The sequence below is a fragment of the Eremococcus coleocola ACS-139-V-Col8 genome, assembly GCF_000183205.1.
Lineage (GTDB): Bacteria > Bacillota > Bacilli > Lactobacillales > Aerococcaceae > Eremococcus > Eremococcus coleocola.
Window position 1 is genome coordinate 473,801 of sequence record NZ_AENN01000015.1, and the last position, 13,321, is coordinate 487,121.

The 13,321-nt window shown below is 43.3% G+C and carries 13 protein-coding genes; 1 reads left to right on the forward strand and 12 read right to left on the reverse strand.

Annotated features, from left to right (window positions below; translation table 11 throughout):
• Positions 1–49: 49 nt before the first annotated feature.
• Positions 50–247, forward strand: coding sequence for a hypothetical protein (locus HMPREF9257_RS05940; RefSeq protein WP_006418590.1), 198 nt, complete (start codon positions 50–52; stop codon positions 245–247).
• A gap of 89 nt (positions 248–336) precedes the next feature.
• Here HMPREF9257_RS05940 and HMPREF9257_RS05945 read toward each other — a convergent pair whose 3' ends face one another.
• The 12 genes from HMPREF9257_RS05945 to HMPREF9257_RS06005 form a co-directional block, all read right to left on the reverse strand.
• Entirely contained in the window at positions 337–642 is a 306-nt protein-coding gene (locus HMPREF9257_RS05945; protein ID WP_006418338.1) for an MGMT family protein, read from the reverse strand.
• A gap of 1 nt (position 643) precedes the next feature.
• A complete protein-coding gene (gene yghU, locus HMPREF9257_RS05950) occupies positions 644–1,429 on the reverse strand; it encodes a glutathione-dependent disulfide-bond oxidoreductase (protein ID WP_006418391.1) in 786 nt (261 codons plus the stop codon).
• Positions 1,430–1,747: 318 nt separating this feature from the next.
• Complete coding sequence (locus HMPREF9257_RS05955; RefSeq protein ID WP_006418505.1) at positions 1,748–3,307, reverse strand: ClC family H(+)/Cl(-) exchange transporter; 1,560 nt, start codon at positions 3,305–3,307, stop codon at positions 1,748–1,750.
• Positions 3,308–3,428: 121 nt separating this feature from the next.
• Positions 3,429–4,139 (reverse strand): ABC transporter ATP-binding protein, encoded by a 711-nt coding sequence (locus HMPREF9257_RS05960; protein WP_006418237.1) that lies wholly within the window; start codon positions 4,137–4,139, stop codon positions 3,429–3,431.
• Positions 4,139–5,218 carry an ABC transporter permease gene (locus HMPREF9257_RS05965; protein WP_006418168.1) on the reverse strand — a complete coding sequence of 360 codons (1,080 nt, stop codon included), beginning with the start codon at positions 5,216–5,218 and terminating at the stop codon, positions 4,139–4,141. Before HMPREF9257_RS05965 ends, HMPREF9257_RS05960 begins: the two co-directional genes overlap by 1 nt.
• Positions 5,215–5,841, reverse strand: coding sequence for a TetR/AcrR family transcriptional regulator (locus tag HMPREF9257_RS08790; RefSeq protein WP_006418324.1), 627 nt, complete (start codon positions 5,839–5,841; stop codon positions 5,215–5,217). The genes HMPREF9257_RS05965 and HMPREF9257_RS08790 overlap by 4 nt, the downstream gene beginning before the upstream one ends.
• 621 nt (positions 5,842–6,462) lie before the next feature.
• Positions 6,463–6,924: a Dps family protein gene (locus HMPREF9257_RS05975; protein WP_006418417.1), complete on the reverse strand. Its 462-nt coding sequence runs from the start codon at positions 6,922–6,924 to the stop codon at positions 6,463–6,465.
• Positions 6,925–7,548: 624 nt separating this feature from the next.
• Positions 7,549–8,481 (reverse strand): KPN_02809 family neutral zinc metallopeptidase, encoded by a 933-nt coding sequence (gene ypfJ, locus HMPREF9257_RS05985; protein ID WP_006418433.1) that lies wholly within the window; start codon positions 8,479–8,481, stop codon positions 7,549–7,551.
• 86 nt (positions 8,482–8,567) lie between these two features.
• Positions 8,568–9,308 carry a 16S rRNA pseudouridine(516) synthase gene (locus HMPREF9257_RS05990; RefSeq protein ID WP_006418373.1) on the reverse strand — a complete coding sequence of 247 codons (741 nt, stop codon included), beginning with the start codon at positions 9,306–9,308 and terminating at the stop codon, positions 8,568–8,570.
• A 12-nt stretch (positions 9,309–9,320) separates the two neighbouring features.
• On the reverse strand, positions 9,321–9,623 hold the full coding sequence (locus tag HMPREF9257_RS05995) for a rhodanese-like domain-containing protein (protein WP_006418568.1): 303 nt from the start codon (positions 9,621–9,623) through the stop codon (positions 9,321–9,323).
• A gap of 2 nt (positions 9,624–9,625) precedes the next feature.
• A complete protein-coding gene (locus tag HMPREF9257_RS06000) occupies positions 9,626–10,987 on the reverse strand; it encodes an MATE family efflux transporter (protein WP_006418189.1) in 1,362 nt (453 codons plus the stop codon).
• Between the two features lie 361 nt (positions 10,988–11,348).
• Positions 11,349–13,115: a flavocytochrome c gene (locus tag HMPREF9257_RS06005; RefSeq protein ID WP_006418162.1), complete on the reverse strand. Its 1,767-nt coding sequence runs from the start codon at positions 13,113–13,115 to the stop codon at positions 11,349–11,351.
• Positions 13,116–13,321 lie beyond the last annotated feature (206 nt).

Genomic DNA, 13,321 nt, shown 5'->3' on the forward strand with positions numbered 1-13,321 from the left:
CCGGTCAGGACAAGCCCTCTCCTCTCGGTCTTTACTTCGGGCTCAAGCGATGGTCCAAAACTTAGGAATCCAAACCGCCTATGGGGACTATCACTATGCGACGACCAATGATTTCGTCTATGAAATTGACTACTTTAATACTTGCTTAGACCAAGGCTTGATTGAAAGTCCGATTATGTCTGCTGAACGAACTTTAAACTGCACTCACCGCGTCGACCAGCTTTACCGAGAGTGGGGATTGATTTAATAAAGCCCTGGCCGATACGGCTAGGGCTTTCCTCATTATCAAATTAAATTGAAGTGTCGGACCACGTCCGACACCCACCTATCACATAATTAGTCTTCCCATTGGGCAGCAGCCATATCAACGTAGCCTTTTTTCTTAAATGGGATCCCTTCTGCCTGCAAAAGCCAAGCTTGGTCGGCCCAACCGGGTACTAAGCGACCGGCCTGGTTGACGACCCGATGACAGGGATAGTCACCGAAATATTCAGCCCGACTCAGAATTTTGCCAACGAGGCGGGCCTGGTTGGGCTGGCCGATTAAGCGAGCAATCTGACCATAGGTGGCCACCTTACCCCGTGGTATTTCACTAACTACTGCCAGCACTTCAAAGTCTAGGTCTTCGTTTAATTGTGCCATCTTAGATTTCCTGATATTCCATCTCTAAAGCGGCTTGAACAGCGGGCCGGGCCGCAATTTTATCCGCCCAAGTCCCTAGATTTTTATAAGTGTCGGCTGCAAGAAATTGGGCCGCACCTTCGTATAAATCATCCTTGATTAATTGGCCATACCAAGACCAAATCATAATATCCGCAATGGTATAGTTTTCCCCTACCATATAGGCATGATCGCCAAGCCATTGGTCTAATAAATCCAATTGGCGTTTGGTTTCCATAGTAAAACGGTCAATCGGATATTTCTGTGGTGTCGGTGCGTAATGGAAGAAATGACCAAAGCCACCGCCCACATAAGGACCCGTTCCTGTTTGCCAGAAGACCCAATTTAAGGTCTGCGTCCGTCCAGTTAGGTCATCAGGCAATAAGGCTTGATATTTTTCTGCTAAATATAGCAAAATTGATCCCGATTCAAAAATAGGCAAAGCGGGTGTCTGGCTACGGTCAACCATGGCTGGAATTTTAGAATTAGGATTGATGGCCACAAAGTCAGACCCAAATTGGTCGCCCTCACCTATTTTGATTTTAAACAAGTCATAATCTTGGTCACTTATTTTACCTAGGGCAAGTAGTTCTTGGACCATAATAGCCACCTTGATGCCGTTGGGTGTTCCCAACGAATAAATTTGTAAATCGCCTTGACCGACAGGCAAGCTTTGGTCAAACCGAGCGCCCGCGGTTGGACGGTTGCCAGCTAGGTCATCATTAGCTTGGTCCCACTCCCAAACTTGAGGAATTTGATAATCAGTCATAAAATCTTCCTTTCTCTCTTGAGGTCTCTTCATTTAGTATAAAAAGTCCTCCCTGTAAGTTCAAGTAAGACACAAGCTGAGACTCAATAAAGCACACATAAAAAACGACGAGTTTGGACTCGTCGTTTTTTTATTTTTTGCAATGCCATAGATACCAGAGACTTCTTCTAATAGAAGTCTTATAGGCGGCTGTCAGAGTATTTGGGACCCTTTCTACAGCCAAGTAAGGCTTATAAAAAGAGCTCGGGCAAAAGTTTCTTGTCCAAGCTCTTTTTTATCTTAATCAGGATCTATATAATCGTTGCCTTTAATGAACCCCTATTCCAAGTCCTCTCGACTACTTTGAGCCGGACCGACATCGTCGCCTAGACGACGGAAATAGTCCCGCACTTGACCAGCTGAGGCCAAATTACACATGATTGTTAATTGGTCTAAACCAGCGAGTCGGGTTCGTCCTCTCGGAATCAAGGAGACTTCAGACCGGACAAGGTCGATAATTAAGGCATCTTCTGGTAGGGCCATGTCTTTAATTTCCATGCCGACCAGGTCAGAAAAAGCAGGCACCACATATTGGAGGGTTACTTTTTCTGGAGATAAATTAATGGCCTTAACATTATCAAACATCCGTTCATAAAGTGAATCATAAATTGGTTTAAGTTCCACGACTTCAGTAGCTAGGTAAGCCACCGCCGCCACTATGGCAATCGACAAGATATGACTTAATGAACCCGTCATTTCAGACACCAAAAGAATCGAAGTAATCGGTGACCGAACCACAGCGGTCAGAATCCCTGCCATCCCGAAAATAACAAAGTGTCTCATAAAGGGGTCCACATCAAGGCCTAGAGATGTCAGTCCTTGAAAATAAACCATACCTGATAAGGCACCAAGGACAAGGACAGGTAAGAAAATGCCGCCTGGCACACCGGAATCATAACAAATACAGGTATAAATTAGTTTGCCGGCTAAGAATAAAACGAGAAATTGGAGCCCAGCCGGTTGGTTTAAGAGTTCAACCACCTTATCATGGCCAGATCCCGTCAAATTAAATAAGAAATAGCCTGTCAACCCGGCCACCAAGAAACCCAGGGTAACCCGGAGCCAGATATTGGGAATAAAACGTTTATTCAAAGTCTGTAAGGACAAGAGCAATTGAGAGAAACAATATCCTACTACAGCTGTTACCAGACCAAGGCCAATCAGATAGCCATAATCTTGCCACGGCATAGCTTCTTGCACCCGGATATGGAAGGACGGATCCATACCAAAGACCAATTTAGAAATAAAGTCAGAGGTCAAGGAAGCCAAGAGCGCTGGCAACAGAATCCGCGTGCCGATATTCTTATGGACTTCTTCCATGACGAATAAAGTCGCCGCAATCGGGGCATTAAATGCAGAGGCCAACCCGGCTGCTGCACCCGCCGTAATTAAAATCCGCTCCTTGGTTAAATCCCGTTTCAGGTAACTGGAAGTCATTTTTCCTAAGGCTGAACCAATTTGGATAGATGGGCCTTCCCTTCCTAAAGACATGCCAGCGAGCATGGACAAAAGCCCACCTACATACTTGGAGACCACAATTTTACCGGCCTGCATGTTCATGAGTCCTGAGAATTCACCCATCACTTGGGGGATTCCAGACCCACCAGAATAAGGCGCCCAAACCAAGAGCTTATAGGTAATCCAGGCTGACAGCAAGAGGAAGGCAATCACTGCTAGAATCCCGTAGATATCAAGATGGCTGTACATCCAGCCAGAGGCTTGGCTGGCATATCCTAGGAGATAACGATAACCCACGGCACCACAACCTGCGACCAGACCGACGAGGATGGAATCCAAGATAATTTGATAATTAAAATGCGATTTTTCTGAATCGTGCACCTATCTAGACCTTCTTTCAATCATAGTTACTTTTCCTATTATAACAGACTGAGACAGGCTGACTAATTTTTTTTAGGAAATTTCTAGCTTAGGCTGAGGTTTCGAAAAAAATCATCTATGCTTAATTACTGGGTTGTGCTTGAGCTTGGTCTCTTAAGGCCACTAATTGACCCCCTTCTAAATGATAGACCCGGTCAACTAGATGGAGAATCCGTTCATCATGGGTCACCATGACTGCGGCAGTGCCCCGACTTTTGACTTCTTTACGAATTAATTCTGCAATTTGATGCCCCCGATCACCGTCGAGGCTGGCAGTCGGTTCGTCTGCTAGAATTAATTGGGGTTGGCCTAGAAAGGCTCGGGCAATGGCTACCCTTTGCTTTTGGCCGCCTGATAATTGGTGGGGATATTTTTTTGCTTCCCCTTCCATACCCAAGTCTTTCAAAAGATCTTGGATATCGGCCTTGATTTGTTTTTTATTCGGACTAGCTTCTTTCATTTGGGCTACTAACTCCAATTGGTCCATAACTTTCAGATAAGGAATCAGTTCATGGGATTGGAAGATAAATCCGATTTGATTGCGGCGGACTTGGGTCCATTCAGCTTGCTTAGCTTTTCCATAATCTTGGCCGCCTAGAATAACTTGACCTTCATCGGCTGATAAAAGCATGCCGGCGATGGATAGGAAGGTTGATTTACCTGACCCTGATGGGCCGACTATGGCAATAAACTGACCAGCTTCCACCTCTAAGTTTATATCATCTAAGACGGTGTGTTGATTTTGACCGTCAGGATAGGCTTTGGAAATATGTTTTAATTCTAAGACATTCATTAATCTTCACTCCCTCCAATAATACTTGCTGGATCAATCTGGCTAATGCGGCGAATGGAAGCCAAGCTGGTTAACAAGGTAATGGCAATAAAGGCTAAACATTCTAGGGCCACTTGGAGGTAATTCAAGTGGAAAGGCATGGTCACTGGTAAGAGTTGTCCCAAACCAATGGCCAGACCAGCCCCTAAGACTACACCAATTAAGGCTAAGAGAAAGACTTGCCATAATTGAATCCGAGAAATCTCAGCCATGGTCATACCGATAGCTTTTAAAACGCCAAACTGTCGGGTCTTTTGGATGGTCATGATATAGAAGAAAACGCCGAGAATAGCAGCAGAAGCTCCTAAAAGAACCCAGAGAATCATATTCAAAGTAGATTGTTCGGCCGAGTAGCCAGGGATTTTTTCAATGAGGTCAGCCTTGCCCATAAGGACTAAGTCTTGACTTTCTTCAGCCTCGATTTTGTCTTCAAAGGCATAGGTCTGAGGACTGTAAGTATAATCTTTTTGCTTGCTTTGACGGATTTGAGTAAAGATCTCAGGGCTAATGAAGCCGACCGGGCTATGGCCGTAATAAGCATCCTTAGCAAAACCAATCACTTTTAATTCTAGGTCAGAACTTGAATCTTTTAGGGTATCCCCTACTTTTAAGCCGTCCGCCTTGAAGGACTCATTCAGGACAATCCCTTTGGCGTCTTGGCTGAGATCTTGACCTTCAATGGTTTGGGGCGCCAAGAACTTATCTGGATCTACCACGAAATAAGTGATGTCTTGCTTGTCAGCGACATCATTAAAGGTGACCCCTGACCGTTGAATGGTTAGGCCAGCTCCCGAATCAAGGTCATACTTTTCTAAGTCCGCTTGATTTTCCAAATCTGAAAAAGTAACCACTCCTTCAGAATCCGATGACAATAAATATTGGTTGGCCGTTTGGTTTTCAATTCCAGCCGAAACCCACCGCCCCAGTCCATTAGTCAGTCCGGATAAGAAGACCACCATAAAAATCATCATAAAAAGTAAAAATTCAACCAGTGCATATTTTTTGAGATTAAAACGAATCTCTTGCCAAGCTAATTTCATCTTCTACCTCCTTCTTGTGTTTGTGAATCTTGTCTTGCATATACCGATTGGGTCAGCCAGAAATGGAGATGACTTAACTCGTCCAAAACTGCCGGCAAAGGCCAGGCTTGACTCACCAATTTATCAACCGCATTCATGACCCAATCGCCAAGAAGGCCTTGGAAGACTTGGTAGTCTTTGGTATCAAAAGCCCAATTAGCCTGGTCGCCAAGTTTTTGGACAGTCTGGCTTAGGGCAGATTGCATGGCGAGATGGCCATGAGGGGCATGTAAGCGGCGACGGAGTCCAATCAAACGAAGTTGTTTGTAAGTTTTACTTTCAGGGTCTAAGGCAGCGACCGCCTGTAAGTATGCCTGAGTCCCTTGAAAAATATCCCCAGTCTGGTCTAGGTGTTTTTGAATATCTTGATGGATTTGGACAATAGCCTGCTTGAGCAGGTAGTCAGAAACGTCATCGATATCCTTGAAATACTTGTAAAAAGATCCGCGTGCAATCTCTAGACCTTTGACAATATCAGTCACCGAGATGGCCGCATTGGTTTTATTATGGAAAATATCTAAAAGTTGGTTTGTATATCGGTCCCGGGTTTCAGGACTTAAGTTTAAAAAACGTTGTTCAACCATTTTTTCGGCCTCCTTTTTTTGAGTATGGGACTACTTTACCACAAAAGTGACAATTTGTCACTTATTATATTTTAGACGATCAAAAAAACTTGAGCCCTTGTTAGGAGTGCAAGGCTCAAGTTTTCATTGATTATTTCAACAAAAGTCGGAAAAAGACAGAGAAGAAGAAAGTTACTTTTGTTGATCGTTTTATTATAGGGGGTGAAACTAAAATGGACTTAAAACGGGTAAATAAAGTTATGCATTAAAATCAGGGCAAACTTGGGATAGACGGAAAAGTTTCCTTGTTTTGTGCATTGTAAGGGTTGAATGCGCACGGGTGACATTTTTTGTGTATTGAAATGGCGCAATACACAGGTGTATTTTATTTTATTTGCGCATTGAGACTAATCAATGCACACGCGTGGCTATTTTTGTGCATTTAGACCGATTAATGCACACGGTTACTATTTTTAGTCATGATTACACTAAAAAAGGACTGAACAAAATGTCCAGTCCCTTGATTTGAAAGAGAGATTCTCAGCACTTTAGATTGTCCCTCACTTGTTGGGCCACTAAAAAAAACGTCACTTATCGGCCCATTTTGCGAAAATCAAAGATTTTCGACTTTTAGCCTGCTGCTTATTTTTCTACTTTTTTTCCTAAGTAAGCAGATAACATCCATACAGCAGTATCTACGGAAGTTTTGATTTCAATTAGTAAATCTTCTAGACAAGATTCATCGTCATCTTGAGCTGCATGCATGGCTTCTTGGATTTTTGCAGAAGTCGCCTTGTAGTCTGCTAATAAGTTAGCCACCATTTCATCGGCAGCTAAATTTTTGTCGTCTTTGTTTTCTTTAACGACGGATAATTCTTGGTTTTCTGCTTGGGTTGCCACAGGTTCTTGACCCATAGTTAATAACATTTCAGCAAGATCATCATATTGTTCTGCGATGTCATCATACATTTCTTCAAATTTAACGTGTAATGAATAGAAGTGAGGGCCTTGTACATAGAAATGATATTGGTGGAGCTTAGTCCATAAAGTACCAAGGGTTGCCACTACTTCATTTGAAACTTCATATGCTTTTTTGTCTGCCATAATAAATTCCTCCTATTATAAATTTAAAATATTTTTCTTGGTATTATTTAGAGAAATTCTAATTAACTACCATACCTATACTATACTCTCTTTATTTTTAATTGCAAGAGAAAAGGGGTGTTGAGACAAAAATATTTTCTTGCACTTTAGTCGGATCCTATTCGGTCAGTGTTTTACGCCGCTTATCGTTAGAAATCCGCATCAAAAATCGGCTGAAGTCATGCTTAAGTCTTTGGTTTTTACAACAGTCTTTCCTAACTTTAGGTCCTGGTATGGAATTCTACAAATGGCTTTCATGACTGTAGGTCCTAGTCTGGAATTTTTTATTGACTTATCCATCAAGTAAAGAAAAATCTACTCTCTTTTCCTAACTTTCGGAAAAGTAAAGAATTACAGCTAGTTTTTTCCTGACTTTCGGAAAAGTAAAGAATTACAGCCAGATTTTTCCTGACTCCTGCATAAAGTAAAGAAAATACCGCCAATTTTTCCACACTTATCAGCCAGGTAAAGAATCCATCTTCCTCCTTTCCATAATTATATCCCATTCAAAAATCCAGCCCACACCCTAATCCAAACAAAACAAAAAGCCGAGACTATATTCAGTCTCAGCCTTGGTAAAGCCTATTAAATATCAATCGAACCGGAGAAGGTGTCGCCGTGTTCGAAGTCGCCATATTGGAAACCACGTTTGAACCACTTGGTCCGTTGTTCAGAACTACCATGAGTAAAGGTATCCGGCATAACCCGGCCATAGTTTTTTTCTTGGAGGGTATCATCCCCCACTGAATAAGCCGCTTGAATGGCTTCTTCAATATCACCTTGATCTAAAAGGCCTTCACCTTGAACATAATTAGCCCAAGCACCAGCTAAATAGTCAGCCTGTAATTCCAACCGTACATTTAATTGGTTAGCTTGACTTTCGGATATGCCTTGACGGGCTTGGTTATATTCATCCATGAGCCCCACTTCATTTTGCACGTGGTGCCCCACTTCATGAGCTAAGACATAGGCCATAGCAAAGTCACCCTTAGCCCCATAACGGTTGGCTAATTCCCGAATAAAAGAGGTATCAATATAGACTTTCTTATCCCCCGGACAATAGAAAGGTCCCGCTTGAGCTTGCCCCACACCACAACCATTGGTCGCAGTAGCGCCAGAATATAAGACAAGGGTCGTCGGCGTATAAGTCCGACCTTCTTCTTGGAACTTCTTCGTCCAGAAGTCTTCAGTTGAAGCTAAGACTTTAGACAGAAATTCTCCCTCCGCATCGGTGAGATCACCCGTTTGCGTTCCTTCTTGTTGAATAATTTGAGAGTCAGTTGTGGTTTTGGATCCTGAGAACATATCTGTTAACGAGAAGCCACCACCAAAAATCATAAAGGCTAGGACAATAAGAATGAGCCACTTTGAGCCACCCCGTCCGGATAATAATAATTGTAGGAGTAAGCCTAGGCCACCAGAACCCATGCCCATACCAGTCCGGCCCCCGTACGAGCCCGAGGATTGACCACGACGGTCCTCCACATTACTACTTTCGCGCATATTGTCTGATTTCATAATAGTTTCTCCTTTATCTATTAAAACCTGTTCTTTTCCTCATTGTACTCTATTTTGCCTTTAAAAGCGACTAATAAGGCAAGCGCTTACTTTCCAACAGGCTTTTGAGGCCCTAAAAAAGCCTTGATGAGTGCTAGTTCATCTGCTTTTAAAACTCGGTATTGTCCAGGGGCGAGATCAGGGTCTAAGTCAATCCCAGCAAAGCTAAGACGTTTGAGTTGGGTGACTTTGACACCAAGAGAAAGAAACATTTTTTTGACTTGGTGGAACTTGCCTTCATGGAGGGTAACCTGGGCGCGACTGGCACTTGAACCTGCTTGAATAATCTGGAGTTGAGCAGGTTGACATTGATAGCTTTGATCGATCACAATCCCTTGAGCAAAGGCTTGAACCTGGTCATACCCCAAAAAACCATTCACTTCCACCGCATAGGTTTTGGCAACATGTTGGTGGGGCTGTAAGAGACGCCGGCTCAAAGGTCCATTGGTGGTCAAAATCAAGAGTCCCTCGGTAAACCGGTCCAACCGACCCAAGCTATAGAGGTCAGGATGGCGGTCTTGGGCTTGTAATAAGTCAAAAACCACCGGCTTGGTGATATCTTTATTGGCAGTCACATAGCCGGCGGGTTTATTCATCATCCAATAGTATTCTTGGGGACCAGTAATTAAGTGGTTCCCTACTTTAATGATCTGTAAGCCTGGATCCACATTGATGGATCCGTCGGTAATCACCCTTTGGTCAACGGTGACAATTTTTCGTTGAAAAAGATGCTTGCGGTCACTCTTGGAACCAAAATCATTGACTTGGAGTAGACGGTCTATCCGCATGTAAGAACCATCCTATCCCAGATCAGAACTTGAGTCTAAGGCAGCCATACCGCCTTCAATATTGGTCACCTTAAAGCCTTGGCTAGCCAAAAAGTCACACGCCTTGGCTGAAGTTTGACCGATAGCACAAATAACATAATAGTCCTGGTTGGAATCTAAATCTTTGGACCAAGTAAGAATGTCGGCATAGGGTTTAGACTGGGCTTGGGGCAAGTGGCTAGCTGCAAAGCCTTGCGGACCACGAACATCTAAGAGATTTAGGGCTGATTTTTCTGCGCGGCTTAAGAATTCTGAGATTGAAATTGTAGGATACATTCCTATTCCTCCTTAGAAGGGTGAGTTAAAATTGGTTTGGCTTTGACAAAGTAAGCAATGGTTAATTGGATGGCCATAATCGTCCATAGAATTGGCTCGGTAATCATCACCCCTAGATAACCCAGGGTCGGGATTAAGAAGATGACGAAGAGAATTTTCCCAATCATTTCGATCACCGATGACATGAGCGGGTCCCGTTTGATACCGAGACCTTGAAGGCCATTGCGATAGTTCATCAAGACTGAAAGGAAAGGCGTAAAGGGCAAGGCCCACATAATATATTGGAAGCCGGTATTCAACAAGACCGGATCATTCGATCCAGTTAACAGGTGCATGAGGTTCTTAGTGACAAAAATCATAAAGATGCTGCCAACTAAACAATAAAGGATACACATGAGATTGGATTTAAAAAGGGACTGGCGAATCCGCTCAAATTGACGAGCGCCAAAGTTTTGTGAGACAAAGGTGGTTAAAGCAGTAGAGATAGACCCCGTCGGCATAGTAAAGAAGAAAAGAATCCGACGAGCAGTCACATGAGCCCCAATGACAGCCACACCAAAACTGTTGACCGAAGTTTGGAGTATAACTGATCCAATGGAAACGATAGAAGACATAAAACCCATGGCCATGCCTTGGCTCATTAATTCTTGGTAGAGTTGGGGCTGGTTTTTGAATTGTTGCTTAGTGGGCACGAGGACGGGAGCTATTTTATAAATATAAATAAAGGTAATAACCACTGAGATAGCTTGGGAAATGACGGTTGCATAGGCGGCCCCTTTAACTCCCATTTGAAGGACGGTAATCATAAAGATATCCAGACCGACATTCAAGAAGGAAGTAAACACCAGAATAAGGAGCGGCACCATGGAGTTCCCAATCGATCGGAGGAGGCCGGCGCCTAAATTATAGGCAAAGGAGACTAAGATAAAAATCAGAATAATATAGATATAGTCAAAGGCCTGGTCAAAAATTTCAGCAGGGGTGTTTAGGACTTTTAGGAGTGGCTTTAAGCCAAAGTGACCAATCACCATGACCATGAGAGAAATGATTAGTCCGATAATTAGGGAGGCCGCCGTGGCGCGCTTGACCATTTGATAATTGCGGGCACCATAATACCGGGCCACAATAATGGACAGGCCTGCCCCAATCCCCAAGGCAAAGCCCACAATCAATTCGAAGATTGCCGTCGTCGCACCGACGGACGCCAAGGCTTGGTCTCCCAAAAAGTTCCCCACAATCACGGAATCCATGACCCCATACAATTGTTGGAAGAGATTAGAAATTATAATTGGTAAAGAAAAAATCAGCAGGGATTTAATAATCGGTCCCTGAGTTAAATCCAGTTGTTGTTTACTTGCTTGCATGAGTCATCCCCTTTTCGTTCGCCCACTATTTTAGCATACGTCAGGGGGATGGCAACTGTTCTGGTCTAAAAAGTGTGTGAATCTATCTCGATTGGCACATTAAATTCTATAAAGATTCTAGTTTTCCGAAACTCGAATCTTATTCCCATACACCACTCCACTTTTTCAAAACTCGAATCTTTGCCCTAGCCGAGGGTGGCTAAACGAACATTTTTGCTGGACTAATGTAGAAGCGAGCTGGGTATAACTAGCTCGCCAATCAAAGCTACCAGACGCTAGCCAGCACCCAAACAAATTGGCAATGATTTTTGATAGAAAAAAAGAAGCCCAAGCACGCAGCTTGGGCTCCCTCAAAGATTAATTATTTAGCGGCATTTTGGCCAGCCATACGACCAAAGGTGATAATGTCAGCAATGGCGTTACCGCCTAAACGGTTGGTACCATGGATAACCCCAGTAACTTCACCGGCAGCATATAGACCTTCGATGGCCTTGCCGTCTTTGTCTAAGACGTGCGTATCCTTGTCGATGACCAAACCACCCATAGTATGGTGAACAGATGGTTTACATTTCATTAAGTAGTATTTACCTTTAGATAAGTCATGGAGACCAGCCCGGTGGTTGAAGTCTTTATCCTCACCTGACTTGGCGTATTCATTGACTTTATCAACGGTGGCTTTCAAAGCATCCGCATCAATTTCAAAGAAGTCAGCCACTTCTTCTAAAGAATCAGCTTCAACTAAAAGACCGGTTTTCAATAATTCTTCGTATTCTGCCTTATGAGTCTCTTTTGAATGAGAAATTTGGTCCAATTCATCATTCCATAATTCGTAAGCGTAGCCGCCTGTTTGGGCTAAAATGGCTTTAGAAATTACGTCACGCCGTTCCAATTCTTCCACAAACCGGTTACCTTCTTGGTTAATCAGGATTGCACCATCAAAACGAGTATCTGCTAGTAAAGAAATCATACCCGTTTCAGGGTTAGCTACAGGATAGGTTTGGATGGAATCCATATTGGTTGTCGCAGCGCCGACTTTTTCAGCCATGGCAATGCCATCACCGGTTGTTCCAACAGTATCCGTAGATAAGTAACGTTCATCGTATTCTGGGTTGGCTTCTTTCCGCATTTCCACGTTAGAACCAAAACCACCAGCAGTTAAGATCACTGCGTTTTTAGCCATATAAGTTATTTCTTGGCCATCTTGAGTCGTTGCTTTAACCCCTGTGACCCGGCCGTTTTCGTCTTGGATTAATTCATTAACTGTCGTATTTAAGTCAGTCCGAACACCGACTTCATCGGCTTTGGCTTTTAATTTAGTCACTAACTCAGCACCAGTATGACCTTTAGGAATCAAGGCCCGTTTTACAGAGTGGCCGCCAAATTGGAAGAGTTGGTCTTCTAAGAATTCTACACCCACTTCATCTTTAAGCCATTCCGCAGATTTCAAGGCATTTTCAGCCAAAATCCGCACCATTTCTGGATCACCTTTTTGGTCGCCACCCTTCATGGTATCTTCATAGTAAAGGTCTACACTGTCATCTTTGATGCCTAATTTTTCTTGAACCCAGTTACCAGGCGCATTCATTTCGCCCCCAGAAATTAAGGTGTTACCCCCAACAGCTGGCATTTTTTCAACTAGGACAACCTTTTTACCTGCTTGGGCTGCTTCAATAGAAGCTGAAAGACCGGCACCACCAGCACCTACGACTACCACGTCGAATTCTTCTTCAGAGGCAGTTTGGTCTTTGTCTTTACTTTCATCTTTCTTTTGAGAGACCGCAGCCAGACTCACTCCTGCTTTTTCGATGGCATCTTGGACGGCTTCGATGTAACCCTTAGAGGTTGCGGAAGACCCTGAGACCACATCCACATCGGCAGAGTTTTGCGCAATAATGGCTTCACGTAGTTCGGTAAAAACCGGCTCAGCCAAGACTTCATTTTCTCCACTTTCCTTGACTTGAATATCCGTAATGGTATCTTGATCGATTGTGACTTCCACCTTGATATCTCCGTGTTTGCCGGCACCGACCCCTTCATAGGTATCTGCCGCCAAGACAGATGGGATGCCCACAAATACGGACAACACCATTGCTAAAACCGCAATGATTTTGACAAATTTAACTTTCATTCTTACTCCTTCTTTCTTATATAAATTTGCTCAGAATACGGTTTTATTCTATCGTTTTGTGAAAAATTGTCAATACTATTTTCAGGGACATCTCTTTCTAATATTGATTTAATCTTATCCTAAACTTTCTATTCTCAGTACTTTGTGACAAATATCTTAATTAGACTACTCATTAAACTTTAAGATTATCCGCTCTTTTTTTCAAG